The sequence below is a fragment of the Arthrobacter jiangjiafuii genome, assembly GCF_018622995.1.
Lineage (GTDB): Bacteria > Actinomycetota > Actinomycetes > Actinomycetales > Micrococcaceae > Arthrobacter_B > Arthrobacter_B jiangjiafuii.
In genome coordinates this window covers 2,141,442-2,167,605 of sequence record NZ_CP076022.1, presented here as the reverse complement: position 1 = coordinate 2,167,605, position 26,164 = coordinate 2,141,442, and the positions used below count along the sequence as shown (strand labels likewise).

Here is a 26,164-nt window from a genome sequence, read left to right as displayed (position 1 = left end):
ACCGGCCAGCAGGGCAGAGCCGTCCACGGCGGCAGTACCGCGCGGCACATTGTCCTGATCGGATTCATGGCGGCCGGAAAATCGGTGGTCGGCCGGGAATTCGCGGCACGGCGGCGGATGAAGTTCACCGACACCGACCAGCTCGTGGTGAACGCCCACGGACCCATCTCCGAACTCTTCGCGGCACGCGGCGAATGCGGTTTCCGCGAGGCCGAGGCCCGCTGCGTCGCAGCGGCGCTGGCCGAACGCTCCGCCACCGTGGTGTCACTGGGCGGCGGCGCGATCCTGGACACCGGGACGCAGCAGCTGCTGCGCAACCACACCGTGGTGTTCCTGGACACCGACCTGGAAACCGTGCTGCCCCGGATCATCCGCTCCGGCAACCGCCCGATGCTCGCCGGAGACCCCGCCCGCCGCTGGCAGGAACTGGCCGACGTGCGGCGCCCCATCTACGAATCCCTGGCAGATATCACCATTGACACCAGGGGACTTTCCGTCCCGGCCATCATCGACCGGCTGACGACCATCCTCAATGAAGGAGCTTGAATAACATGGCCTCCGATCCCACCGTTATCCCGGTGACCGGCGAAAGCCCCGCGAGCAATTACGACGTCGTCATCGGCAACGGACTGCTGGACCGCCTTCCGGCCATGCTGGGGGAGCGGGTACACCGGGTGCTGGTGATCCACCCCCGGGCCCTGCGCGCCACCGGCGACACCGTCCGCGACGAACTGGCCGCCGCAGGCCTGACCGCAGTGACGGCGGAGATCCCCGACGCCGAAGAGGGCAAGCACATCCAGGTGGCCTCCTTCTGCTGGCAGGTCCTGGGCCAGAATGACTTCACCCGCTCCGACGCCATCGTGGCCGTGGGCGGCGGCGCCGTCACCGACCTGGCCGGGTTTGTTGCGGCAACGTGGCTGCGCGGCATCAAGGTGGTGCATATCCCCACCTCGCTGCTGGGCATGGTGGACGCCGCGGTGGGCGGCAAGACCGCCATCAACACCGCCGAAGGCAAAAACCTCGTGGGTGCCTTCCACCCGCCGGCCGGCGTGCTGGCCGACCTTGACGCGCTGGGCACCCTGCCCAAGAACGAACTCCTCAGCGGCATGGCCGAGGTCATCAAGTGCGGCTTCATCGCGGATCCGGCAATCCTGGACCTCGTGGAAGCCAACCCGGAAGCAGTGGCCGACGGCGCGTCCGACGTCGTGCGTGAACTCGTGGAACGCTCCATCGCCGTCAAGGCAGGAATTGTTTCCACCGACCTGCGCGAGGCAGGCCGCCGCGAATACCTGAACTACGGGCACACCCTGGGCCACTCCATCGAGCTGGCCGAACGCTACCAGTGGCGCCACGGTGCCGCGGTATCCGTAGGCCTGGTCTTCGCCGCCGAACTCGGCCGCATGGTGGGCCGGCTGGATGACGCGACCGCGGACCGCCACAAGGCGATCCTCACCTCATTGGGCCTGCCGGTCACCTACCGGAAGGACCGCTGGTCTGCGCTGCTGGACGGCATGCGCCGGGACAAGAAATCCCGCGGAGACCTGCTGCGATTCGTGGTCCTGGACGGGCTGGCCAAGCCTTCCATGCTGGAGGTTCCGGACACCTCGCTGCTGTTTGCGGCGTACCAGGAGATTGCATCCGAGCCCCAGGGCGGCATCCGGCTCAGCCTGTAGCTTCCCGGAGCAGGTAGAATGGTCGACGGACTTAAAACGAAACTCGGCGAATCAACGAAAGAGAAACTGTGGCGACGACCAACGACATCAAGAACGGCACCGTGCTGAAGCTTGAAGGCAACCTTTGGAGCATCATCGAGTTCCAGCACGTGAAGCCGGGCAAGGGTGGTGCGTTTGTCCGTACCAAGATGCGTAACGTGCGTTCGGGCAAGGTAGTCGACAAGACGTTCAACGCCGGCATCAAGATCGAAACCGCCTCGGTTGACCGCCGCGATTACCAGTACCTGTACCAGGACGGCGACGACTACGTCTTCATGGATACCTCGGACTACGACCAGCTGACCGTCCCGGGTTCCATCGTGGGCGACGCAGCCAACTTCATGCTGGAATCCCTCATGGTGACGATTGCCATCCACGAGGGCTCCCCGCTGTACATCGAGCTGCCCCCGTCCGTGGTCCTGGAGATCACGTACACCGAGCCGGGCCTGCAGGGCGACCGCTCCACCGGCGGCACCAAGCCCGCCACCGTGGAGACCGGCTACGAGATCCAGGTGCCGCTGTTCCTTGAGCAGGGCACCAAGGTCAAGGTTGATACCCGTAACGGCGATTACCTGGGACGCGTTAACGAGTGAGCAGCGCACGCACTAAGGCCCGGACCCGGGCACTGGAAGTTCTGTTCGAGGCTGAGCAGCGTTCAGCTTCAGCCTTTGACATGATCAAGGCCCGCCGGGAACAGACCGATCAGACGATTAACCCCTACACCATGGACTTGGTGGAGGGTGTGGTTTCCATGCAGGAAACCATTGATGAATTCCTCAGCACCTATTCGCAGGGCTGGCCGCTGGAACGGATGCCGTCCGTTGACCGCATCATTCTGCGGATCGGTACCTGGGAACTGCTCTACAACGACGACGTTCCGGACAAGGTGGCGATCAGCGAAGCCGTTGAGCTCGCCAAGACCCTGTCCACCGACGAATCGCCGTCGTTCGTGAACGGGCTGCTGAGCCGGCTTCACCAGCTCAAGCCCTCGCTGCTGGCCTAAACCGGCAGCAGGAGCAGGACCCGGCACAAAACCCGCCGCGGCACTTACAGGTGCACGCGGCGGGTTTTTTGCTGCCCGCACCTGAGGGGCCGGCCGGGCTGGCCGGGCCAGCCGTTACCGGCCGGCCGGCTGCCCGCCGGCGCGGGCCAGCATCAGGCCGCGGGTCCGGGTGACGCTGTCCAGGAGACGCTGCTCATTGGCGGTGTTGGCCGGCAGGTTCCGCCCGGCGGCGATCTGCTGCCGGGTCAGGGCCAGCCGGGTGGCCTCCTGGATAAAGTTCCTCATGGTGGTGCGCGCGCCGAACGTCCCCGCCCATGACATCGCCTGGTGCCGTCCGGCCCGGGTGGAAAGCATCAGCACCTCCTGCGGTGTGAACCATCCCGCAACCGCGTATTCGCCCAGCCGCTGCCGCGTCAGCCGCTGTTCCGCCCGCCGCAGGAACACCACGCCCGTCACCGAAAGGGCAAAGAACGGCACCTGCAGCAGGAAGTAGAACACAAAGAAACTGCCGTCCACCAGCGCCGTTCCGCCGTTCCAGAACATGTGGCCGATGACCGCCGGCACCAGGCCGCCGAAGAATGCGGCCAGGATCCGCAGCGTGCCTCCACGGGCCACGGCGAAGCCCAGGCACAGCCCGACGGCGGAGGTGAACAGTACGTGGGCGAAGGGGGAGAACAGTCCGCGGAGCACAAACACGAAGCCCAGCTCCACGCCCAGGCCGCCGCTGGCCAGCAGGGCCGAGCCGAAGTAGAGGATGTTCTCGGTAAAGGCGAACCCGGCTGCCACCGTGCCGGCGTACACGATGCCGTCCACGGGCCCGTCAAAGTGGGACCGGCGCGTGAACACGAGGATCAGCACACCCAGTGCCTTGGCCGTTTCCTCCACCACCGGAGCCTCCAGCAGCGGGGTGACCAGTTCAGGCGGAATCGACGGCAGGAGCAGGTGCAGGGCCTGGCCGACGTAGGGCCCGGCCAGCAGTGTGATGCCCACCGAAATGCCGGCACCCCAGAGCAGGGCGAACAGCAGGGCCGAACGCGGCTCGGGCTCCCAGCGGTCCACCCAGCGCAGCCCCAGCAGGCAGATACCCAGCGGAACCAGGGCCAGGATCCCGCACAACACGAAGGCTTCGGAGCCCAGGGGCGCCCAGAGGAACCAGGCCACCAACAGCAGCGCCAGTGAGGCGCCGCTGATCAGCAGCACCGTCACCGCGGTGCCGGTGGTGCCGCGCGGCTGTGCGGACCACAGCGGCGGCACTGTTCCCGGCCCGTGCGGCGGCTCCTGCAGGGCAGGGCTCCCTTCCCCGGGCAGCGGGGAGGCGGCCCGGTGATGTGGACTGCCGGCGGGGTCGGGGTGCTGGCCGGTCATAAACGTGCGCCGGTCATGAAGGAAGTGCCTGTCATGAGGCAACTCTAAGAGGAAAGCGCCGATGCCGGGGGCGACACAGCGCATCTGGGCGGGGAATATTCCCGCACGGGCGGTTCTCCGGCCGCAGGTCCCGGTCCGGGGGTGGGCGGCATCTGCCAGGGCGCGCCTCAAGGACGCCACCGCGATTGTGAAGGGCCCCCTGTAATTGTGAAGGCCCATGTCAGGCCCGACAGATCCAGCTGCGGGCCCTGTGATAGCTTGAAACCGCATTCACCCTTTAAGTTCCGTCCTGTGAGGCGGGGAAGGAGGAGGCAGAATATGGACTTGTCCAACCCGCCGGGCGCACCCGCGCCCGCACGCACCGTTCTGGCTTCAGCTGACATTGACCGCGCACTTACCCGGATTGCCCATGAAATCCTGGAAGCCAACAAAGGTCCCGCAGACCTCGTTCTGATGGGCATTCCACGCCGCGGCGCGCCTCTGGCCGTCCGGCTCGCTTCAAAAATCGCCGCCGCCGATCCGTCCGTGGATCCCGCCGCCATTGTCGGCCAGCTGGACGTCACGATGTTCCGTGACGATCTGGCCCGCCAGCCCACCCGCACCCCGTACGCCACCAAGGTTCCGCTGTCCGGAATCGATGACAAGGTGGTGGTCCTCGTGGACGATGTCCTGTTCTCCGGCCGGACCATCCGGGCCGCCCTGGACGCCCTGGTCGACCTGGGCCGGCCCCGGATTGTCCGTCTTGCCGTCCTCGTGGACCGCGGCCACCGCGAACTGCCCATCCGCGCGGACCACGTCGGGAAGAACCTGCCCACGGCCGCTGTGGAGAGGGTCCGGGTACGCCTGCGGGAGACCGATGCGGCAGACGAAGTGGTTATCGAGGGCACCCTGTGAAGCACCTGCTCTCCACCCGGGACCTGACCCGTACCGATGCCCTGGCCATCCTGGACACCGCGGAGCAGATGGCCGCCGTATCCCAGCGCGAGGTCAAGAAACTGCCGGCACTGCGCGGACGCACCGTGGTCAACCTCTTCTTCGAAGACTCCACCCGCACCCGGATCTCCTTCGAAGCAGCCGCCAAGCGGCTCTCCGCCGACGTCATCAACTTTTCCGCCAAAGGTTCCTCGGTCTCCAAGGGCGAATCGCTCAAGGACACCGCGCAGACCCTCGCCGCCATCGGAGCCGACGCCGTCGTCATCCGGCACGGTTCCTCCGGCGCCCCGGCACGGCTGGCCGGCTCCGGCTGGATCAATGCCGCGGTAGTCAACGCCGGAGACGGCACCCATGAGCACCCCACCCAGGCCCTGCTGGACGCCTTCACCATGCGCCGGCACTGGGCGCGGCTGCACGGCACGCCGTCCACGGGAAGCGACCTGGCCGGCATGCACGTGGTCATTGTCGGCGACGTGCTGCACTCGCGGGTCGCCCGGTCGGACCTGTGGCTGCTGCGCACGCTCGGAGCCACCGTCACCCTGGTGGCTCCGCCCACCCTGCTGCCGTTCGGCGTCGAATCCTGGCCCTGCGAGGTCAGCTATGACCTTGACTCGGCGCTGGAAGCCGGCCCCGACGCCGTCATGATGCTGCGCGTCCAGGGTGAACGCATGCACTCCGCGTTCTTCCCCTCGGTGCGTGAATACTCGCGCCGGTGGGGGTTCGACGACGTCCGCCTGGACCGGCTGGACACGCTGGGCCTCAAGGACACCATCCTGCTGCATCCCGGGCCGATGAACCGCGGGCTGGAAATCTCCTCCCGCGCCGCCGATTCGCCCCGTGCCACCATCCTGGAGCAGGTCAGCAACGGAGTGTCCGTGCGCATGGCCGCCCTCTACCTTCTGCTCTCCGGCGAGACCACCACTTCCGCCGGCCCCGCCACCTTGGAGAACGCACAGTGACGTCAATCCCAGCCAACCTCCCTGCCTCCAGCTCCACGGCAACCGGGACCTATCTGCTCCGCAACGCCTCCATCCTCGGCCGGGCGAGCGCCGACCTGCTGATCAGCGGCGGGCTCATCACCGCCGTCGGCGAGTCCCTGGAGGCGCCGCAGGATGCCGTCATTATTGAGGCCGCGGGACTGATCGCCCTGCCGGGCATGGTGGACCTGCACACCCACCTGCGCGAACCCGGCCGCGAGGACGCGGAAACGGTGGAAACCGGAACCCGCGCCGCCGCACTGGGCGGCTTTACCGCCGTCCACGCCATGGCCAACTCCAACCCGGTGGCCGATACCGCCGGCGTGGTGGAACAGGTCTACAGCCTCGGCCGGCGCTCCGGCTGGGTCGATGTGCGCCCGGTGGGCGCGGTGACCGTGGGCCTGGAGGGCGAACGCCTCGCCGAGCTCGGCGCCATGGCCGATTCCCGGGCACGGGTGCGGGTCTTCTCCGACGACGGCAAGTGCGTCTCCGATCCGGTGCTGATGCGCCGCGCGCTGGAATACGTCAAAGCGTTCGACGGCGTGATCGCCCAGCATGCGCAGGAACCGCGGCTGACCGAGAATGCGCAGATGAACGAGGGCGAGGTCAGCGCCGTCCTGGGCCTGGCTGGCTGGCCCGCCGTGGCCGAGGAATCGATTATCGCCCGGGACGTGCTGCTGGCGCAGCACACCAACTCCCGGCTGCACGTCTGCCATGTCTCCACCGCCGGTTCCGTGGAAATCATCCGCTGGGCCAAGGAACGCGGCATCAACGTCACCGCCGAAGCCACCCCGCACCACCTGCTGCTCACCGATGACCTGGTCCGCAGCTACGACCCGGTCTACAAGGTCAACCCGCCGCTGCGCACCGGGGCCGATGTGCAGGCGCTGCGCCGCGGGCTGGCCGACGGCACCATCGACATTGTCGGCACCGACCACGCCCCCCATCCGTCCGAACACAAGGAATGCGAATGGGCGCAGGCGGCCATGGGCATGACCGGGCTGGAGACCGCACTCTCGGTTATCCAGCACGCCATGATCGACACCGGCCTGATGGACTGGGAGGGCTTCGCCCGCGTGACCTCCATCACCCCGGCGGCCATTGGCGCCGTCGAAACACAGGGCAGGCCGCTGGAACCGGGCGAACCGGCCAACGTCATATTGGTCGACCCGTCTGCGGTTCGCATCGTGGACCCGAATAAGATGGCTTCAAAGGGGCGCAACTCACCGTTTGCCGGGTTGGAACTGCCCGGCGTTGTGCGGGCAACCTTCTTTGCCGGCCACCCGACGGTCCTGGATGCCGCCCTGAACACACCTCATCCCGTTTCTTCAGAGGAGTCCGCATGGATCGGCTGATATTCGCCTTGGGCACGCTTGCCCTGATCGTGCTTCTCCTGGGCCTGTTCGCCCTGGGGTGGCGTGGCCGCCGGAAACGCCAGCAGGGCGTCCCGCGACCGGTCCCCATGCCCGACGGCCTCGAGGAACCCCGCTTCCAGGCCCTGGGCCAGTACGTCTGCACCACCACCGCCGGCGACTGGCTGGACCGGATTGCCGTGTACGGCCTGGGCGTCAAATCCAATGCCACCGCCGCCGTCTTCGACGAGGGCCTGCTGATTGTCCGCAGCGGCGCCCCCGACGTCTGGATTCCGCGGGCCGATCTGGAAGCAGTGCGCCTGGAACGCGGCATGGCCGGCAAGTTCGTGGAAAAGGAAGGCCTGGTCATCGTGACCTGGATGCTCGGCTCCACAGCCGTGGACACCGGATTCCGCACCCGCAGCGCCGAAGACAAAACACCCCTGGTATCAGCCATCACCGAACTCCTGCCGGTCGACCCGGCGGAAACAAGCGAGGAACAACTGTGACCGTGCAGCACACACCGACCCCCACCGCAGCTGTTTTGATGCTTGAAGACGGCCGCACCTTCCGTGGCCGGCGCTACGGTGCCGAGGGCACCGCCCTGGGCGAGGCCGTCTTCGCCACCGGCATGACCGGCTACCAGGAAACCATCACCGATCCCTCCTACGCCCGCCAGCTGGTGGTGCAGACCGCACCCCACATCGGCAACACCGGAGTGAACACCGACGACGCCGAGTCCCGGCGCATCTGGGTGGCCGGGTACATCGTGCGCGACGCCGCCCGCCGTCCGTCGAACTGGCGCTCCGAGCGCAGCCTGGACGAGGAGCTTAGCGCCCAGGGCGTCGTCGGCATCTCCGGCGTCGACACCCGCGCCGTGACCCGCCACCTGCGCGAACGCGGCGCCATGAAGGCCGGCATCTTCTCCGGTGCCGCCGCGCAGCGCCCGGACGCCGAGCTGCTCGCCGACGTCCTGGGGCAGGAGTCCATGGCCGGCGCCCGCCTGGCCGAGGAAGTCAGCGTGGACGCCGCCTACGTCATCGACCCGAAGGACCACGGCTGGGAGGGCGAACCCCGCTTCACCGTCGCCGCCCTGGACCTGGGCATCAAATCCATGACCCCGGTCCGCTTCGCCGAGCGCGGGGTGCGGGTGCACGTGCTGCCCGCCACCGCCACCCTGGCCGAAGTCACCGCCCTGGACCCGGACGGCGTGTTCATGTCCAACGGACCCGGCGACCCCGCCACCGCCGACGTGCAGGTTCAGCTGCTGCGCGGCGTGCTCGATACCGGCACCCCGTTCTTCGGCATCTGCTTCGGCAACCAGATCCTGGGCCGCGCGCTGGGCTTTGGCACGTACAAGCTGCGCTACGGACACCGCGGCATCAACCAGCCGGTCCTGGACCGGCGCACCGGCAAGGTGGAAATCACCAGCCAGAACCACGGCTTCGCCGTTGACGCTCCGCTGGACGGTCCCGTCACCGCCCCCGAAGCCCGGTACGGCCGGGTCGAGGTCAGCCACGTGTCCCTGAACGACGACGTCGTGGAAGGCCTGGCCTGCCTGGACATCCCGGCGTTCTCGGTGCAGTACCACCCCGAAGCCGCCGCCGGCCCGCATGACTCCGCGTACCTGTTCGACCGCTTCGTGGACCTCATGGACTCCAGCAAGAACGCCGCCAGCAAGATCAAGGAATCGAACTAATGCCCCGCAGAACCGACCTCAAGTCCGTCCTGGTCATCGGCTCCGGTCCGATCGTCATCGGCCAGGCCGCGGAATTCGACTACTCCGGCACCCAGGCGCTGCGCGTGCTGCGGGAGGAGGGCCTGCGGGTCATCCTGGTGAATTCCAACCCGGCCACCATCATGACCGACCCTGAATTCGCCGATGCCACCTACGTGGAACCCATCACCCCCGAGGTGGTGGAGAAGATCATCGCCAAGGAACGCCCCGACGCGATCCTGCCCACCATGGGCGGGCAGACTGCCCTGAACACCGCCATTGCGCTGGACAAGAACGGCGTCCTGGACAAGTACAACGTGGAGCTGATCGGCGCCAACATTGCCGCCATCGAACTCGGCGAGGACCGCGAGAAGTTCAAGGGCGTCGTCGAGCGCTGCGGCGCCGAATCGGCGAAGTCCATCATCGTGCACAGCATGGACGAGGCCTTCGCCGCCGCGGAGGAACTGGGCTACCCGATGGTGGTCCGTCCGTCCTTCACCATGGGCGGCCTGGGCTCCGGCCTGGCCTACAACGAGAAGGACCTGCGCCGCATTGCCGGCGCCGGCATCCAGTACAGCCCCACCTCCGAGGTGCTCCTCGAAGAGAGCATCCTGGGCTGGAAGGAATACGAGCTGGAAATGATGCGGGACCGCAACGACAACGTTGTGGTGGTCTGCTCCATCGAGAACTTCGACCCGGTGGGCGTACACACCGGCGACTCCATCACCGTGGCCCCGGCCATGACCCTGACCGACCGCGAATACCAGAACCTGCGCAACATCGCGATCGCCGTGATCCGCGAGGTGGGCGTGGACACCGGCGGCTGCAACATCCAGTTCGCCATCGAACCGGACACCGGCCGCGTCGTCGTCATCGAAATGAACCCGCGCGTCTCCCGCTCCTCGGCACTGGCCTCCAAGGCCACCGGCTTCGCGATCGCCAAGATCGCCACCAAGCTGGCCCTGGGCTACACGCTGGACGAGATCCCGAACGACATCACCAAGCAGACCCCGGCCTCCTTCGAGCCGACCCTGGACTACGTAGTGGTCAAGGTTCCGCGGTTCGCCTTCGAGAAGTTCCCGGCCGCCGACCCCACGCTGACCACCACCATGAAGTCCGTCGGCGAGGCCATGGCCATCGGCCGCAACTTCTCCGAGGCCCTGCAGAAGGCGCTGCGCTCCCTGGAGCAGAAGGGTGCCTCGCTGACCTTCGCCCCGGTTGCTGCCGACGCCGTACCGGCCCTGATCGAGGCGGCCAAGCGCCCGACGACGGACCGGCTCAAGCAGGTCCAGCAGGCCTTGCTGGGCGGAGCCACGGTGGAGGACCTCTACGAGGCCACCGGCATCGACCCCTGGTACTTGGACCAGCTGGTCCTGATCAACGAGGTGGCCGAGGAAATCCGCGGTGCCGGAACCGTCAACGCCGAGATCCTGCGCCTGGCCAAGCGGCACGGCTTCTCCGATGAGCAGATCGGCGCGCTGACCAACACCCCCGAGGCCGTCATCCGCGGCGTCCGGCACGCCCTGGACATCCGCCCGGTCTATAAGACGGTGGACACCTGCGCTGCCGAGTTCGCCGCGTACACCCCGTACCACTACTCCTCCTACGACGAGGAGGACGAGGTGGCGCAGCACGAAAAGCCGTCCATCATCATCCTCGGCTCCGGTCCGAACCGGATCGGGCAGGGCATCGAGTTCGACTATTCCTGCGTCCACGCCACCATGGCGCTGCGCGAGGCCGGGTACGAGACAGTGATGATCAACTGCAACCCGGAGACCGTTTCCACCGACTACGACATCTCCGACCGGCTCTACTTCGAGCCGCTCACCCTGGAGGACGTCCTGGAGGTCATCGCCGCCGAGCAGCGCACCGGGGGAGTGCTCGGTGTGTTCGTGCAGCTCGGCGGGCAGACCCCGCTGAAGCTGGCGCAGGCCCTGGCCGACGCCGGCGTCCCGATCCTGGGCACCTCCCCGGAAGCCATCGACCTGGCCGAGCACCGCGGCGCGTTCCAGCATGTGCTGGACGAGGGCGGACTGATTGCCCCGAAGAACGGCACCGCCGTGTCCTTCGACGACGCCAAGAAGATCGCCGACGAAATCGGCTACCCCGTGCTGGTCCGCCCGTCCTACGTCCTGGGCGGCCGCGGCATGGAAATCGTCTACGACGAGGCCAACCTCTCCCGGTACATCGCCAACGCCACCGAGATCACTCCGGACCACCCGGTGCTGGTGGACCGCTTCCTCGAGGACGCCATCGAGATCGACGTCGACGCCCTCTTTGACGGCACCGACCTCTACGTGGGCGGCATCATGGAGCACATCGAGGAAGCCGGCATCCACTCCGGCGACTCGGCGTGCGTCCTGCCGCCGATCACCCTGGGCACCGACGTCGTCGACCGCGTCCGCGAAGCCACCCGCATCATTGCCGCCGGCGTGGGCGTGCGCGGCCTGATCAACATCCAGTTCGCGCTGGCCTCGGACGTGCTCTATGTCATCGAAGCCAACCCGCGAGCCTCCCGCACCGTGCCCTTTGTCTCCAAGGCCACCGGCGTGCAGCTGGCCAAGGCCGCGGCGCTGATCGGCACCGGCGCCAGTATTGCGGACCTGCGGGCGGCCGGGAAGCTCTCAGCCGTCGGCGACGGCTCCGTGCTGCCGCTGGACGCCCCCGTGGCCGTGAAGGAAGCAGTACTGCCGTTCAGCCGCTTCCGCACCCCGGAGGGCACCGTGGTGGATTCCCTGCTCGGCCCGGAAATGCGCTCCACCGGCGAAGTCATGGGCATCGACAAGTACTTCGACACCGCCTTCGCCAAGTCCCAGGCCGCCGCCAACTCGGCGCTGCCCACCGAGGGGAAGATCTTCGTCTCGGTCGCAAACCGGGACAAGCGCTCCATCATCATGCCGGTGAAGCTGATGGTGGACCTGGGCTTCGAGATCCTCTCCACCGGCGGCACTGCCGAGGTCCTGCGCCGCAACGGCATCCAGGCCACCACGGTGCGCAAGGTCAGCGAGGGGGCCGGACCCAACGGTGAAGGCACCGTCGCGGACCTGATCACGGCCGGTGACATCAACCTGGTGGTCAACACCCCTTCCGGCGGCCAGGCCCGCGGCGACGGGTATGAGATCCGCGCCGCAGCCACGTCCATCGGCTGCCCGGTGGTGACCACGGTCTCCGAATTCGGTGCCGCCGTCCAGGCCATTGAGGCCATGCGCTCCTACGAATGGGATGTCACCTCGCTGCAGGAGCACGCCGCCAAGCTGCGGGCGTCCACCGGTGCCTGAGCAGCCGGTGGGGACTTCCACCGGGCGCGTCCCGTTCGGGTCGCGCCTGCGGACGGCCATGGATTCCCGCGGCCAGCTGTGTGTCGGCATCGATCCGCATCCGGCGCTGCTGGCCGCCTGGGGCCTGGCCGACGACCCCGCGTCCCTGGAGCGCTTTTCCCTCACCGTGCTCGAGGCGGTGGGGGCGGACGTTGCTGCGGTGAAACCCCAGGTGGCACTGTTTGAGCGGCACGGCTCGGCCGGGCTCGCCGTCCTGGAACGGCTGCTGGCCGCCTGCGCCGACGCCGGAGTGCTCAGCATCGCCGACGCCAAGCGCGGCGACATTGGCTCCACCATGGCCGGCTACGCCGATGCCTGGCTGCGGGACGGTTCGGCCCTGGCAGCGGACGCGGTGACGCTGAGCCCGTACCTGGGGTTCGAATCGCTGCGACCGGCGCTGGACCTGGCCGCAGCAACCGGACGCGGCGTGTTTGTCCTGGCCCTGACCTCCAACCCGGAGGGCGCCTCGGTGCAGCATGTGGGCGGGGACCAATCGGTGGCGGCCCGGATCGTGGCGGCTGCGGCAGCGGAAAACAGCCGGGAGCTGGGGTCTCCCGGACCGGGCTCGACCGGCCTGGGTTCGACCGGCCTGGGTTCGACCGGGCTGGTGGTCGGCGCCACGGTCGGCCGGGCGCTCACCGGTCTTGGGCTGGACCTGGCTGCGGCGCAGGCGCCCATCCTGGCTCCGGGCCTCGGCGCGCAGGGCGCCACGGGAGCGGATCTGCGGGCCACCTTCGGTCCGGCGTTCCCGAATGTGCTGGCGACCTCGAGCCGGGACATCCTCGCGGCCGGTCCGGCGCCGGCCGCGCTGCGGGACGCTGCTGCGCGGACCCTGGCCGGTTTGTCCGGGTAGTACGGCCATTGCAATTGCGGCGGGATTGCGGTTAGGTTCAGACCGTACCCCCATACATCAGCACCGCCCCGGCGCCGTCGCCGCCTTCCATGGCAGCACTGCCGGGCCAGTCCTTGCCCGGGAGGGTCTGTTGAACCTCAAGCCACTGACAGAAGACGAACGCACCAGGGCCCGGGAAAAGGCGACTGCCGCCCGGTCCGTCCGGGCTGACATCAAAGCCAAGATCAAGACGGGGGAATTGTCCGTCGAAGAGGTCATTCTCTCCCGGTCTTCCGAGGAAGCAGTAGGCCGGCTGAAGGTAGTGGATCTGCTCCGGGCACTGCCTGGCGTCGGAGAGCGCCGCGCAGCTGGAATAATGACTACGGTAGGTATTGCTCCAACCCGCAGAGTGCGGGGTTTGGGCGTACACCAGCGCAAGGCGCTGATTGAACTTTTGGAATCCGACTAGGGCCGCAACTCGTATGCGGCCGCAACGTCGGGGCCGAATCATAACGAGAGCAAGTGAGGTCCTCAGTGTCGCAACCGCGGCTGACAGTTCTGGCAGGTCCAACCGCAGTTGGCAAAGGCACGGTGTCCACGTTTATCCGGGACAACTACCCGGAAGTGTGGCTTTCCGTTTCGGCCACCACCCGCCCGCCCCGGCCCGGGGAGGAACACGGCGTGCATTACTTCTTCGTCTCACCCGAGGAATTCGATTCCCTCGTTGAGGACGGGCAGATGCTCGAGTGGGCGGTAGTCCACGGAAAGAACCGGTACGGCACGCTGCGCAGCAAGGTCGAAGAGGCCATGGAAGCGGGCCGGTCGGTGCTTCTGGAGATCGATCTGCAGGGCGCACGACAGGTTAAAGCATCCATGCCGGAGGCAAATTTTGTGTTCCTGGCACCGCCGTCGTGGGACGAAATGGTGCGCCGGCTGGTGGGGCGCGGAACAGAAACGGCGGAAGAGCAGCAGCAACGGCTGGAAACCGCTAAACTGGAGCTTGCTGCCGAGCCCGAGTTCGATCACACCGTGGTAAATGATGACGTTCAGCGGGCTGCAGCTGAGCTTGTATCACTCATGGGAATCAGTCCGCGCCTGCGCTGACGTACCGCTTTTATCCCGTACAAAGAATTTTGGAGAATCTGTGTCTACTGTTTCTGAAGGCATCATCAACCCGCCGATCGACGACCTGCTGAACGTAGCCGACTCGAAGTACGCGCTGGTCATTTACGGCGCCAAGCGCGCCCGCCAGATCAACGCCTACTACTCGCAGCTGCACGAAGGCCTGTTCGAGTACGTCGGCCCGCTGGTGGAAACCAAGCTCAACGAGAAGCCGCTGTCGATCGCACTGCGCGAAATCAACGAGGGCATGCTCGTCAGCCGCCCGGTCGAGTCCGCCGAGTAATCAAGCACCACCACTTCGGTAACAGCTGGCCACCGGCCAGAGTCAGGAGCAGCAGCGGTGCGCATCGTTTTGGGCGTAGGCGGCGGTATCGCCGCCTACAAATCCGCGTCGCTGCTGCGGCTTTTCACTGAAGCAGGACACAACGTGTCCGTCATCCCCACGGAGGCCTCCACCCGCTTTGTGGGGGTGGCCACCTGGGAGGCGCTTTCCGGCAATCCCGTTTCCAGCTCGGTTTTCGACGAGGTGGAGAAGGTGAACCATGTCCGTCTCGGTCACGAGGCGGACCTCATCGTCGTGGCTCCGGCCACCGCGGATCTTCTGGCGCGCGCTGCTGCGGGGCAGGCCAACGACCTGCTCACCAACACTCTCCTGATGGCCCGCGGCCCCGTGTTTTTCGCGCCTGCCATGCATACGGAAATGTGGAACCACGCCGCCACCCGCGCCAACGTTGAAACGCTGCGCAGCCGCGGGGCCATTGTCATGGAACCCGCCGTGGGCCGGCTGACCGGTACCGATTCCGGCGCCGGACGGCTCCCTGAGCCCGAAGCCATTTTTGCCGCAGCCATGGCAGCGGCACAGGACACCGGAGCGGCCGGCTCCGCAGCGGCACGTCCCGCCGGAGCCGGCAGCCTTTTGGGCAAGACCGTCACCGTTACCGCCGGCGGCACCCGCGAGCCCCTGGATCCGGTTCGGTTCCTGGGTAACCGGTCCTCCGGCAAGCAGGGCGCGGCACTGGCCCGCGCCGCGCTGGATGCCGGTGCGCATGTCCGCTTCATCGCCGCCCACATGGATATTCCGGCGCCCGACGGCGTGGAACTCACCCGGGTGGAAACCGCCCTGGAACTGCGCGACGCCGTGCACCGCGCCGCCCCCGGCTCCGACGTCCTGATCATGGCCGCGGCCGTGGCGGACTTCCGGCCGGATACGAACTCCGACACCAAGATCAAGAAGCGCGACGACGGCACCGATCCGGTGATCACCCTGGTCCGCAATCCCGACATCCTGGCCGAGGCAGTCCAGCGGCGCACCGAAGCCGCAGCCGGCGGGGGAGCGGCCCGGCCGGTGCTGATCGTGGGCTTCGCCGCCGAAACCGGCGACGGATCCGCCGACGTGCTGGACTACGGCCGGCAGAAGCTGGTCCGCAAGGGCTGCGACCTCCTGGTCCTGAACCGGGTGGGTACCTCCCTGGTGTTCGGCCAGGACACCACCGAGGTGACGTTGCTTTCACCGCAGGACTCAGAATCCGTTCCGGCGCCCACCTATGCGGGCACCAAGATGGAGATCGCCCACCGCATCGTGGCCCGCGTCGCGCAGGAGCTCGACGCCGCCGTCGTTCCGGTTCGCTAGGGACTCCTCCCGCTGAACCCCGCCCGGACGGCGGGCAGAGATCATGCCCACAGGGGCCGGAAGGAATTCCGGCAACCCGGCCCGGACCCAGTAGAGTGAATTCCGTGACTTTCCCAGAAACTTCTGTACGTTCGGCTGCCCGCGACGGGCTGCGTCTTTTCACCTCGGAATCCGTCACTGAAGGTCACCCGGACAAAATCTGTGACCAGATCAGTGACGCCATCCTGGACGGGCTGCTCAAGGTGGACCCGGAATCCCGGGTTGCCGTGGAGACCCTGGTCACCACAGGCCTGGTCCATGTGGCCGGAGAGGTCACCACCGAAGGCTATGTGGAGATCCCGCAGCTGGTGCGCGACACCATTTTGGGCATCGGCTATGACTCGTCCGCCAACGGCTTCGACGGCGCCCGCTGCGGCGTCTCGGTCTCCATCGGCCAGCAGTCGCCGGAGATCGCCTCAGGCGTCTTCAACTCGGTGGAAAACCGCGCCGGCAACAACACCGACCCGCTCGATGCGCAGGGCGCCGGTGACCAGGGCATCATGTTCGGCTACGCCTCGGACGAGACCGCCGTGCTGATGCCCACGCCGATCTGGCTGGCCCACCGCCTCTCCGAACGCCTCACCGACGTCCGCAAGGACGGCACGCTGGGCTACCTCCGCCCCGACGGCAAGACCCAGGTCACCATCGGGTACGACGGAGACCGCCCGGTGTCCGTTGACTCCGTGGTCATTTCCTCGCAGCATGCGGCCGACGTCGATCTGGAGCAGCTACGCTCGGACCTCGTGGCGCATGTCATCAAGCCCGTCCTGGCCGGCACCGACCTGGACACCTCACACGTCCAGCACATCCTGAATCCCGGCGGCCCGTTCGTCATCGGCGGTCCGGTGGGCGACGCCGGCCTGACCGGCCGGAAGATCATCGTGGACACCTACGGCGGCTTTGCCCGTCACGGCGGCGGTGCCTTCAGCGGCAAGGATCCGTCCAAGGTGGACCGCTCCGCTGCCTACGCCATGCGCTGGGTCGCCAAGAACGTGGTGGCCGCAGGGCTGGCCCGCCGCGCGGAAATCCAGATTGCGTACGCCATCGGCATGGCCCGCCCCGTCGGAATCTACGTGGAGACGTTCGGCACGGAAACGGTTGACCCGGCCCGCATCGCGGACGCCATCCAGGAGGTCTTCGACCTGCGCCCGCTGGGCATCATCAACTCGCTTGACCTGAAGCGCCCGATCTACCAGAAGACCGCCGCCAACGGCCACTTTGGCCGCGAGGACGCCGAGTTCACCTGGGAGCGCAAGGACAAGGCCGGCGACCTCCGCAGCTACTTCAACGCCTGATCCGCGCATGCAGGGCAAGCCCACGCAGCGCGAACCTGCCGGGGAAACCGGGCAGCAGTCCCTGCTGCACGGGTTTGTGTCCCCGACCCGGAACCTGGGGACCACACCGGCTGCCCCGGAGCTGCCGATAGCCCGCGTGGTGCTGGATTCGCCGCTGCCCCATCTGGACCGGCCGTTCGACTATCTGGTCCCTGCCGACCTGGATGAGGACGCCGTTCCCGGCGCCCGGGTCAAAGTCCGGTTCGGGGGCCAGGAACTGGCCGGCTTCATCACCGGGCGGATCGACAAAGCCGACACGTCGGCCCGCCTTGTCCCGCTGGGACGGGTCCTGTCCCCGCAGCCGGTGCTGGCCCCGCAGATCCTCGCCCTTGCCGAAGCCGTGGCCACCCGCTTTTCCGGCACCGTCCACGATGTCCTGCGCGTGGCGATCCCGCCGCGCGCCGCACGCGTGGACAAGGAATTCACTCCCAAGGCCCGGGCTGCAGCCGGCGCAGCGGCCGCCGGCACGGCCGCCGCCACAGCAGACGACGACGGAGGGACGTCCGGCGCGTCAGCCCCGGCGGATGAGGCACCGGCGTCCACCGACCCGGCCCTCGCCGGTCCTGAAGGTTCCGGCCCCAACCCGTGGGCCCGGTATCCGCACGGCCCGCGGTTCCTGACGCATCTGGCCGCCGGCCACAGCCCTCGGGCCGTGCTCTCCTCGCTGGGTGGCTACGGCCCCGGTGCCTGGCCCGAGGAGATTGCCGCTGCCGTGCAGGCAACGCTGCTCTCCGGCCGCGGCGCCGTCGTCGTCGTGCCCGATGCCAAGGACCTGACCCGGCTGGAGGCGGCGCTGTCCCGGCGGATCGGCAAGGACGCCTTTGTGCGGCTGACGGCCGACGACGGCGCCACGCCCCGGTACCGCAGCTTCCTGCAGGTGGTGCACGGAGACGTGCGGGTGGCCATCGGCACCCGGTCCGCCGCCTATGCGCCGGTGAAGGACCTTGGGCTGGCGGTGATCTGGGACGACGCCGATGACCTGCATGCCGAACAACGGGCGCCCTACCAGCATGTCCGGGATGTCCTGCTGCTGCGGGCCGCTGCCGAGGAGGCTGCCCTGCTGCTGGCCTCACATTCGCGCAGTACCGAAGCGCAGCGGCTGGTGGCCACCGGCTGGGCGGCCGGGATCGCCGCCGAACGGGCCACGGTCCGGGCGCTGGCTCCGCGGGTGCTCAGCACCGCCGATTCGTTCAACATGGAGCGTGACCCGCTGGCGGCCAGGGCACGCATTCCGCATGCTGCCTGGAAGGCGGCGCAGGACGGCCTGACCCGCGGTCCGGTGCTGGTGCAGGTGGCGCGGACCGGATTCTCCCCGGCACTCTCATGCCAGGACTGCCGGGAACCGGCCCGCTGCCGGGCCTGCGCCGGCCCGTTGGGCCTGGCCAGCCGCAACGGCATTCCCGCCTGCCGCTGGTGCGGAAGGCCGGAACCGGTCTGGAGCTGCGGCAACTGCGGCAGCACGTCCCTGCGCGGTTCGACGGCGGGCGCCGGACGGACCGCCGAAGAGCTCGGGCGTGCGTTCCCCTCGGTTCCGGTGATCTCCTCCGCCGGAGACCATGTACGGGCCGACGTCCCCGACACCCCGGCCCTGGTGGTGGCGACCCCGGGCGCGGAACCGGTAGCGGCCGGCGGTTACGCGGCGGCGATCCTGCTGGACGGCAACGCCATGATGTCGCGGGAATCACTGCGTGCGGGGGAGGACACCCTGCGCCGCTGGTTCAGTGCTGCTGCCCTGGTACGCCCGGCCTCGGACAAGGGCCTGGTGGTGGTTACAGCCGATGACACCTCGAATGTCGGCCACCTGCTGCGCTGGGATCCGGCCGGTGCGGCCGAACGTGAGCTGGAACTGCGCCGGGAGCTGGGCCTGCCGCCGGCCGTACGGTATGCCGAGCTCACCGGCTCGCGTGAAGCCCTGACCGCGTTCCTGCCCCGCCTTGACCTGCCGGCCGAGACCCGCGTGGTGGGTCCGGCGCCGCTGGAAGACCCGCCCGGGCCGCCGCCCGTGCACCGGGACGGACAGCTCGGCGGCTCCGGCGGCCGCTACCGGACGCTGCTGTTTTTCTCCTATGCTGCGGCTCCGGCCGTGACGTCGGCCATGCGGGCAGCGAAGGCCGCAGTGTCAGCCAAACGCACCGGGGATCCGGTCTACGTGCGGGTGGACGGAACGGACGTCCTCTAAGCCTGGACGCGGAGCGCCCAGGAATCTCAGGAAGGGCCGGGTCCGGTCAGGAAGGAGCAGATTCCCCGGAACCGTATCGGACGGCGATCTTCCGCCGTCGGTGGGAGGGATCCACCGGCAGCATGACATTGAGGACTCCGCAGGCGTACTGGGTGCTGATGCCGGACACCAGGACGTCGTTGCCCAGCAGGATCTGCCGTTCGACCAGGCCGCGGCGGCGGTCCCGGAGAAGCCACTTCGCGCCGGCGAAATCACGGAGGGTGCGGTGGCCCCGAATAGTGAGAAGCCGCCCTTCGACAATGAGGCTCAACGAGCCGGGATCCAGTCCCGGCAGGTCCGCATGCAGGATGTAGTGGTCACCTTCACGGTACATATCAACGGGCACTCCGCTCTCTGCGGCGGCCCTGGACTCACCGGCATGCAGCGGGTCGGACAGGTCAGGACCCATTGCCATCACTGCCGCTGCTCCTGCCTCCATTCCTCCCTGCGGATCGAACCGCAGAACCATGCGTATCAACTCCCTCACGGTGCCTTTTGCCCACGCCGGACACCACGTGCTGCTGGAATATCAGTAGTTTAGGGCGGGTGAGGGCGCGTAAAAAAATCGGCCCGGCCGTTCCCCCAGGGCCGGCGCGTCAGGGCGTCCGGCGCCGAAGCGTGACGGCGCCCAGGACGACAAAGACAACGGCGAAGGCGGCGAGGATGCCGATTTCGCGGATGATCTCGGCGGTGGAGCCGCTGCCGTCGGCGACAAGGTTCAGTGCTTCGACGGCGTGGGAAAGCGGCAGCCAGCCGGACACCGCTTCCAGCACCGCAGGCATCTGCTCCCGGGGAATGAAAATCCCGCCCAGCAGGATCTGGGGAAACACCAGGGCCGGCATGAATTGGATGACTTGGAATTCGGTCGCCGCAAAGGCGCTGGTGAAGAGGCCGAGGGTGGCGCCCAGCACCGCATCGACCACCGCCACGGTGACCAGTAGTCCGAGGCTGCCTTCGACGTCGAGCCCGCAAACCCAGACCGCGTAGGCGGAGGCGATCAGGGATTGGACCGTCCCCAGCAGCCCGAAGGCCAGGGTGTAGCCGGCGATGAAATCGAACTTCCCCAGCGGCAGCGTCATCAGCCGCTCCAGGGTGCCGGAGCGGCGTTCCCGCAGGGTCGTGATGCTTGTGACCAGGAACATGACGATGAAGGGGAACAGTCCCAACAGTGCCGGTCCCAGGTCGCCAAACACGCCGGTGTCTTCGAAAATCCAGGCCAACAGTCCGATCAGCAGGCTCGGGACCAGCAGCAGCAGGAGCACCGTCCGGGGATCATGGCGGATCTGGATCAGCACCCGTGCCGCCGTGGCCAGCGCCAGAGGCGGGTTCATGCGGCACCCAGCAGGATCAGGAAGGCGGCGTCGGCATCGGGAGCACCTGTGTGTTCCAGCAACTCCGCCGGCGTCATGTCGGCCAGCAGCCGCCCCTCATGCAAGAGGAGGATGCGGTCACACCGCTTGGCCTCGTCCATCACGTGGCTGCTTACCAGCAGGCTCACGCCGCGGGAGGCCAGCGTGGCGAAGAGATTCCACAGGTCCCGCCGCAGGACCGGATCCAGCCCGACCGTGGGCTCGTCAAGGATCAGCAGCTCCGGTGCGCCCAGCAGCGCCACGGCCAGCGAGACCCGGCGGTGCTGGCCGCCGCTGAGACTTCCGGCAAGCCGCCCGGCCTGACCGACCAGACCGGTTTCCCTGATCACCCGGTCCGGGTCGGAGGCCGGGGCGCCCAGGATCCGGGCGAAGTAGCGCAGGTTTTCGAGGACCGTCAGGTCGTCGTAGATGCCGGCGGCCTGGGCCAGGTAGCCGGCTTTCCGCCGCAGCGCCGGGCTGCCGGCAGGGGAGCCGAGTACTGCGATGGTCCCTTCCGTGCTCCTTTGGGTGCCCACGACAGCCCGCATCAGTGTGGTCTTGCCGCTGCCGCTGGGGCCGAGAAGCCCCACCACCTGACCTCGTGGAACGGTGACGGTCAGACCATCCAGGGCGGTGGTCCCGCCGCGCCGCACCGAGAGCCCGGAGATACGGATGGCAGGCGGATCTGCCGGCCGTGGATCTGCGGAAGACGGATGTGGCATATGGCGACCTTGCCCCGGCAGCGGGACCAGGTCAACGGGTGCAGGCCTTGCAGCAGTCCAGGCCCGGACGGAAACAGCAGGATACCCCCTCTCCCGTTTGGTTGTGCACAACCAAATAGTGGGCTACGTTGGCCGGATGAGTGATTCCCTCCAGCGGCAGGTCTGCTTTTCGCTGTACTCGGCGTCGCGGGCCGCCACGGCGGTATACCGGCCGCTGCTGGAAAAGCTGGGCCTGACCTATCCGCAGTACCTGGTGCTGCAGGTGCTGTGGGAGCGCGACGGCGTGGGCGTGCGGGACCTGGGCCGGTCCCTGGAGCTGGACTCCGGAACACTCTCACCCCTGCTTAAACGGCTCGAAGCTGCAGGCCTGCTCCAGCGCCGCCGCAGCGGAGCGGACGAACGACGCGTCGAGATCCACCTGACCGAAAACGGCCGCTCCCTGCAGGCCAAAGCCCTGGATCTGCCGCAGGAGGTAGCCGCGGCAGCCGGGCTCGAGCCGCAGGAACTGCGTGCGCTGCAGGAGACACTTGCGAAAGTGACCCGCGCACTTCGCGCTGCGGCAGACTGAGCGCAGCAGCCGCCGCCTGAGATTTCCCACCAAACCCCGACGGGCCTCCGGGTCCCGAACAGGAAGGCATTCCATGACCGACTACCCTCAGACCAGCCGCGAAATCCAGCTGGCGTCACGCCCGGAGGGCTGGCCCACGGACGAGAACTTCCGGCTCGCCGAGGTGCCCGTGCCCCAGCTGGAAGACGGCCAGGTCCTGGTCCGCAACCTCTACATGTCGGTGGACCCGTACATGCGCGGCCGGATGAACGACGTGAAGTCCTACGTGCCGCCCTTCAGGATTGACGCCCCGCTCGAGGGCGGCGCCATCGGCGAGGTGCTGGAATCGCGCTCCGAGTCGCACAAGGCGGGCGACCTGGTGCTGCACGGCCTGGGCTGGCGCGACTACGCCGTCCTGGACGGAAAACGCGCCCGCATCATTGATACCGCGCTGGCTCCGGCCACCACCTATCTGGGCGTGCTCGGCATGACCGGCCTGACGGCTTACGCAGGCCTGACCAAGGTTGCGCAGTTCAAGGAGGGCGACGTCGTTTTCGTCTCCGGTGCCGCCGGCGCCGTCGGCTCGCTGGTCGGCCAGATCGCCAAGGCCATGGGCGCGAAGAAGGTCATCGGCAGCGCCGGCTCGGACGAGAAGGTCCAGCGCCTGCTGGACCTCGGTTTTGATGCAGCCTTCAACTACCACGACGGTCCGGTCAAGGCCCGGCTCAAGGAAGCGGTGGGCCCGGAGGGCATCGACGTCTACTTCGACAACGTCGGCGGCGAGCACCTCGAAGCAGCCATCTCGGTTCTGAACAAGTACGGCCGGATCGCCATGTGCGGGGCCATCTCGCAGTACAACACCACTGACGCTCCCACGGGGCCGCGCAACCTGGCGCTGGCCATCGGCAAGGAACTGACCCTGCGCGGCTTCATCGTGGGCAGCTACAACCAGTACGCCGGCGAAGCCACGGAACGGATCGCCGGCTGGCTCAACGACGGCAGGCTCAGCTACGACGAGACCTTCGTCGAGGGCCTCGAAAACGCCCCGCAGGCGTTCATCGCGCTGATGAAGGGTGCCAATAAAGGCAAGATGATCGTCGCCCTGGACCCTACGGAGTAGTCCTCCGCGCCGCGAACAGCCGCACCGCTTCAGCGGCAGCATCCAGCAGCTGGCCGGCGGAGTGCTCCCAGGAGTACTCCGCCGCCCGGCGAAGCCCTGCTTCGGACACGCGCCGCCAGCACTCCGGATCCGCAAGCTCCCGGACTGCAGCCGCGAACGCCTGGGGGCTCTCCGGATCCGCGAGCAGCGCCGCACCGCCGGATACCTCCCGGAAGATCGGAATATCGCTGGCCACCACCGGCGTCCCTGCCGCCATCGCCTCGATCATCGGCAGCCCGTAGCCCTCGGCCCGGGACAGCGTCACCAGTGCGGTGGCAGAGCGCAGCAGGGTTGCGTACTCCTCCTCGGTGACCCCGTTGTGGAACACCACCTCGCTGCCGGCCGGCACCAGCGCAGCAAGTTCGGCCCGGCGGGCCGGGGAGATCCGGCTCAGCAGATGCAGGGTGTAGCCGGGCAGCCCCTCCATGCCGCGCACCACTGTTTCCACGTTCTTGTAGGGCATGAACGAGCCCATGTACAGCAGGGACTTCTCCGGTGCCTGCGCCGGATCGCGGGCCACGACTCCGGGCTGCGGCGCGTTCCCCACAATGCGGACCGGGCGCCTGGACAGGCGGTGCCTGGCAATCAGCGAGCGGGTGGTGTCGCTGATGGTGGCGACGACGTCGGCCCGGTTCAGCAGCAGCCGCTGCGGCCAGTAGGCCAGGTGATACAGCCGCCACAGCACCCGCACGGGCAGCGGAAGGAAACCCGGCGGCGCCGGATTGGAGTAGTAGATCAGGTCGTGCAGGGTGAGGATCAGCGGATACGTCCGGCCCCAGCTGCCCATGGTCTGCATGGGGCTGACGACGACGTCGGCGCCCAGCCGGTTGATGCGGAACGCGACGAATAATTCCGCGGGGGAGATCGGGCTGTTGATCTTGACCCAGGGCAGGTCCGGCAACAGTGCCAGCTGGCGCTCGTCGGAAATCAGCATCAGCACGTCGGCGCGGCTGGCAACGGCCTCAATCAGGGATGCGCCGTACCGGGAGATGCCGTCATGCTGGTCAATCCGGGTGAACCGTGCGTCCAGGGCGATCCGCAGGGTCATGGGTGCCTCCGCTGCAGGAAATCCGTGATCAGTGCTGCGGCCTCGGCCGGGGCCTCATAGTGGACCAGATGACCGACGCCGGGCAGCACCGCCAGCTCGGCGTCCGGGATGAGACCGGCCAGTTTCCGCTGCCCCGCTACGGATCCGAGGTCGTCGCGTTCGGCGGCGATGAGCAGCACCGGCATCCTCAGCTGCGCTGCGGCGTCCCGAACGGTGGCGGAAATCGAGGCGCGGAAGGCGTCGAGGACCACGTCACGGTTGGCGAAGGCGCTGAAGTAGGCGCGGTGCTGGCCGTGGATCCAGCGCCGCAGGGCCGGATCACGGGTCTTGGCCATGAAGATGCTCATACCCCGCACAATTGCGCGGTGCTGCAGCAGGGCCATGCCGATACGCTCCGGAAGCCGGGCGGCGGCCAGATAGTACAGTTCAGCGGCCTTGCTGGTGATCGCCTTGGATCCTTCCAGGGCAGGCTCGCAGATGGGGTTCACCAGGATCAGTTCGCTCAGCAGCTGCGGGTGTTCGGCCGCGACCCGGGACGCGATGATCGAGCCGAAGGAATGGCCCAGCAGGACCGTGTCCGAACCCAGGCCGGGAACTCCGCCGGCCAGCGCGGCGGACACAAACCCGGCGTAAGCGCCGACGTCGTGCGTCTGCGGCAGCGGATCGGCGGAACCAAAGCCCGGCAGATCGGGGACGAGGATCCGGTGCTGCGGCAGTGCCTCGACGATGCGCAGCAGGCCGTGGTGGTCGCCGCGGAAACCGTGGACCATGAAGATCGGCGGCTGCCCGTCCGCCCCGTTTTCAACGGGAGGATAGTCCCAGCAGTGCTGGAGCGTTCCGGCCACGGTAAAGGTCCGTACCTCGGCCCGGCGGGTCAAATCGATTCCAGCGGAGCCGGCCGGCGAAGCGTTTTTCACTAGTTCACCCGGTCCGGATGCGAGCCGGAGCGGGCATTGCGGTCAAGTCCGGCAAGGGCATCACGGGCAGCGTCGGTCAGTTCAAACGAAAAGACATCAAGGTTCTCGGCGATCCGCTCCGGGGAGCTGGCCTTGGGGATGGCGACATTGCCCTGCTCCAGGTGCCACCGCAGGATCACCTGTGCGGGGGAGATGCCCTGGTCCCCGGCAACCTTCACCACCACCGGATCGGCCAGGACGGCGCCGCGGCCCAGCGGGCTCCAGGCAACAGTGCGGATACCGAGCTCGTCGTGCAGCGCACGGAGCTCGCGCTGCTGCAGCCAGGGGTGCAGTTCCACCTGGTTGACGGCCGGAACCACGTCAGCGGCATCCAGGAGCTGCCTTAGGTGGTCCGGCTGGAAGTTGGAAACGCCGATTGCCCGCACCCGTCCGTCCCGGTACAGCGCCTCCATGGCACGGTAGGTTTCCGCGAACAGTCCGCGCTCCGGGCAGGGCCAGTGGATGAGGTACAGGTCCAGGATGTCCAGGCCCAGCCGGTCCATCGACGCATCAAAAGCCCGCAGCGTCCGGTCGTAGCCCTGGTCGGTGTTCCAGACCTTGGTGGTAAGGAAGATCTCATCCCTGGAAACAGCGCCGTCCCGGGTGAAGTTCAGTATGGCGTTGCCCACACCCTCTTCGTTGCCGTAGAGGGTGGCGGTGTCCACATGGCGGTAGCCGGTGTTGAGCGCACGGGTCACCAGGGCGGCAGCATCGGGGGCCGGTACCTTGTAGGTGCCAAAGCCCACCTGATCGATGAGGACGCCGTTGTTGAGCGGGATTTTCGGTGCCGGTTCCATGCATAAGACTCTACCGAGGTAGGCCGCCGAGGGTG

General features: G+C 67.8%; 26 protein-coding genes. 19 read left to right on the top strand and 7 right to left on the bottom strand.

Annotated elements, in window-relative coordinates:
• The first annotated feature begins 66 nt into the window (after positions 1-66).
• The 4 genes from KKR91_RS10195 to nusB all read left to right on the top strand — a co-directional run bounded on the left by KKR91_RS10195 (position 67) and on the right by nusB (position 2,715).
• A complete protein-coding gene (locus KKR91_RS10195; RefSeq protein WP_210229242.1) occupies positions 67-546 on the top strand; it encodes a shikimate kinase in 480 nt (159 codons plus the stop codon).
• Positions 547-551: 5 nt separating this feature from the next.
• The gene (gene aroB / locus KKR91_RS10190; RefSeq protein ID WP_210229240.1) at positions 552-1,673 is read left to right on the top strand and encodes a 3-dehydroquinate synthase; all 1,122 of its coding nucleotides are present in this window, start codon (positions 552-554) and stop codon (positions 1,671-1,673) included.
• Between the two features lie 68 nt (positions 1,674-1,741).
• Complete coding sequence (efp, locus tag KKR91_RS10185) at positions 1,742-2,305, top strand: elongation factor P (protein ID WP_210229238.1); 564 nt, start codon at positions 1,742-1,744, stop codon at positions 2,303-2,305.
• A complete protein-coding gene (nusB, locus tag KKR91_RS10180; protein ID WP_210229236.1) occupies positions 2,302-2,715 on the top strand; it encodes a transcription antitermination factor NusB in 414 nt (137 codons plus the stop codon). The genes efp and nusB overlap by 4 nt, the downstream gene beginning before the upstream one ends.
• Positions 2,716-2,829: 114 nt before the next feature.
• On the opposite strand, the gene KKR91_RS10175 is transcribed toward nusB, so the two are convergent.
• Positions 2,830-4,080, bottom strand: coding sequence for a PrsW family intramembrane metalloprotease (locus KKR91_RS10175; protein WP_210229234.1), 1,251 nt, complete (start codon positions 4,078-4,080; stop codon positions 2,830-2,832).
• Between the two features lie 318 nt (positions 4,081-4,398).
• Here KKR91_RS10175 and pyrR point away from each other — a divergent pair, with 318 nt between their 5' ends.
• The 13 genes from pyrR (at position 4,399) to KKR91_RS10110 (ending at position 19,512) form a co-directional block, all read left to right on the top strand.
• On the top strand, positions 4,399-4,974 hold the full coding sequence (gene pyrR, locus KKR91_RS10170; RefSeq protein ID WP_210229232.1) for a bifunctional pyr operon transcriptional regulator/uracil phosphoribosyltransferase PyrR: 576 nt from the start codon (positions 4,399-4,401) through the stop codon (positions 4,972-4,974).
• Positions 4,971-5,972 carry an aspartate carbamoyltransferase catalytic subunit gene (locus KKR91_RS10165; RefSeq protein WP_210229230.1) on the top strand — a complete coding sequence of 334 codons (1,002 nt, stop codon included), beginning with the start codon at positions 4,971-4,973 and terminating at the stop codon, positions 5,970-5,972. The genes pyrR and KKR91_RS10165 overlap by 4 nt, the downstream gene beginning before the upstream one ends.
• Positions 5,969-7,345, top strand: a complete 1,377-nt coding sequence (locus KKR91_RS10160) for a dihydroorotase (RefSeq protein WP_237687341.1) — start codon at positions 5,969-5,971, stop codon at positions 7,343-7,345. Before KKR91_RS10165 ends, KKR91_RS10160 begins: the two co-directional genes overlap by 4 nt.
• Positions 7,333-7,851, top strand: coding sequence for a PH-like domain-containing protein (locus KKR91_RS10155; protein ID WP_210229228.1), 519 nt, complete (start codon positions 7,333-7,335; stop codon positions 7,849-7,851). Before KKR91_RS10160 ends, KKR91_RS10155 begins: the two co-directional genes overlap by 13 nt.
• A gap of 38 nt (positions 7,852-7,889) precedes the next feature.
• Complete coding sequence (gene carA / locus KKR91_RS10150; protein ID WP_210229787.1) at positions 7,890-9,041, top strand: glutamine-hydrolyzing carbamoyl-phosphate synthase small subunit; 1,152 nt, start codon at positions 7,890-7,892, stop codon at positions 9,039-9,041.
• Entirely contained in the window at positions 9,041-12,337 is a 3,297-nt protein-coding gene (gene carB / locus KKR91_RS10145; RefSeq protein ID WP_210229226.1) for a carbamoyl-phosphate synthase large subunit, read from the top strand. The genes carA and carB overlap by 1 nt, the downstream gene beginning before the upstream one ends.
• Complete coding sequence (gene pyrF, locus KKR91_RS10140; protein WP_273544893.1) at positions 12,330-13,229, top strand: orotidine-5'-phosphate decarboxylase; 900 nt, start codon at positions 12,330-12,332, stop codon at positions 13,227-13,229. Before carB ends, pyrF begins: the two co-directional genes overlap by 8 nt.
• Positions 13,230-13,359: 130 nt before the next feature.
• A complete protein-coding gene (mihF, locus tag KKR91_RS10135) occupies positions 13,360-13,677 on the top strand; it encodes an integration host factor, actinobacterial type (protein WP_210229222.1) in 318 nt (105 codons plus the stop codon).
• A 65-nt stretch (positions 13,678-13,742) separates the two neighbouring features.
• Positions 13,743-14,312: a guanylate kinase gene (gene gmk / locus KKR91_RS10130; protein ID WP_210229782.1), complete on the top strand. Its 570-nt coding sequence runs from the start codon at positions 13,743-13,745 to the stop codon at positions 14,310-14,312.
• A gap of 40 nt (positions 14,313-14,352) precedes the next feature.
• Positions 14,353-14,613 (top strand): DNA-directed RNA polymerase subunit omega, encoded by a 261-nt coding sequence (gene rpoZ, locus KKR91_RS10125; RefSeq protein ID WP_152217989.1) that lies wholly within the window; start codon positions 14,353-14,355, stop codon positions 14,611-14,613.
• A 57-nt stretch (positions 14,614-14,670) separates the two neighbouring features.
• Entirely contained in the window at positions 14,671-15,960 is a 1,290-nt protein-coding gene (gene coaBC / locus KKR91_RS10120) for a bifunctional phosphopantothenoylcysteine decarboxylase/phosphopantothenate--cysteine ligase CoaBC (RefSeq protein ID WP_210229220.1), read from the top strand.
• Positions 15,961-16,064: 104 nt separating this feature from the next.
• The gene (metK, locus tag KKR91_RS10115) at positions 16,065-17,294 is read left to right on the top strand and encodes a methionine adenosyltransferase (RefSeq protein ID WP_273544890.1); all 1,230 of its coding nucleotides are present in this window, start codon (positions 16,065-16,067) and stop codon (positions 17,292-17,294) included.
• A 7-nt stretch (positions 17,295-17,301) separates the two neighbouring features.
• Positions 17,302-19,512 carry a primosomal protein N' gene (locus KKR91_RS10110; protein ID WP_210229218.1) on the top strand — a complete coding sequence of 737 codons (2,211 nt, stop codon included), beginning with the start codon at positions 17,302-17,304 and terminating at the stop codon, positions 19,510-19,512.
• A gap of 46 nt (positions 19,513-19,558) precedes the next feature.
• On the opposite strand, the gene KKR91_RS10105 is transcribed toward KKR91_RS10110, so the two are convergent.
• The 3 genes from KKR91_RS10105 to KKR91_RS10095 all read right to left on the bottom strand — a co-directional run bounded on the left by KKR91_RS10105 (position 19,559) and on the right by KKR91_RS10095 (position 21,622).
• Positions 19,559-20,020, bottom strand: coding sequence for an Hsp20/alpha crystallin family protein (locus KKR91_RS10105; RefSeq protein ID WP_210229216.1), 462 nt, complete (start codon positions 20,018-20,020; stop codon positions 19,559-19,561).
• A 127-nt stretch (positions 20,021-20,147) separates the two neighbouring features.
• On the bottom strand, positions 20,148-20,882 hold the full coding sequence (locus KKR91_RS10100) for an ABC transporter permease (RefSeq protein ID WP_210229213.1): 735 nt from the start codon (positions 20,880-20,882) through the stop codon (positions 20,148-20,150).
• A complete protein-coding gene (locus KKR91_RS10095) occupies positions 20,879-21,622 on the bottom strand; it encodes an ABC transporter ATP-binding protein (RefSeq protein ID WP_210229211.1) in 744 nt (247 codons plus the stop codon). The genes KKR91_RS10100 and KKR91_RS10095 overlap by 4 nt, the downstream gene beginning before the upstream one ends.
• A 136-nt stretch (positions 21,623-21,758) precedes the next feature.
• Here KKR91_RS10095 and KKR91_RS10090 point away from each other — a divergent pair, with 136 nt between their 5' ends.
• A complete protein-coding gene (locus KKR91_RS10090; protein ID WP_210229209.1) occupies positions 21,759-22,190 on the top strand; it encodes a MarR family winged helix-turn-helix transcriptional regulator in 432 nt (143 codons plus the stop codon).
• Between the two features lie 73 nt (positions 22,191-22,263).
• Positions 22,264-23,289, top strand: coding sequence for an NADP-dependent oxidoreductase (locus KKR91_RS10085; protein ID WP_210229206.1), 1,026 nt, complete (start codon positions 22,264-22,266; stop codon positions 23,287-23,289).
• Here the strand turns inward: KKR91_RS10085 and KKR91_RS10080 are convergent.
• Genes KKR91_RS10080 through KKR91_RS10070 form a run of 3 tightly spaced genes read right to left on the bottom strand, consistent with a single transcriptional unit; the run spans position 23,279 to position 26,129 of the window.
• Positions 23,279-24,370: a glycosyltransferase family 4 protein gene (locus tag KKR91_RS10080; RefSeq protein ID WP_210229777.1), complete on the bottom strand. Its 1,092-nt coding sequence runs from the start codon at positions 24,368-24,370 to the stop codon at positions 23,279-23,281. The two genes, KKR91_RS10085 and KKR91_RS10080, sit on opposite strands and share 11 nt — an antisense overlap.
• Positions 24,371-24,372: 2 nt before the next feature.
• A complete protein-coding gene (locus KKR91_RS10075; RefSeq protein WP_237687340.1) occupies positions 24,373-25,293 on the bottom strand; it encodes an alpha/beta fold hydrolase in 921 nt (306 codons plus the stop codon).
• Entirely contained in the window at positions 25,293-26,129 is an 837-nt protein-coding gene (locus KKR91_RS10070) for an aldo/keto reductase (protein ID WP_210229204.1), read from the bottom strand. Before KKR91_RS10070 ends, KKR91_RS10075 begins: the two co-directional genes overlap by 1 nt.
• Between the last annotated feature and the right edge of the window lie 35 nt (positions 26,130-26,164).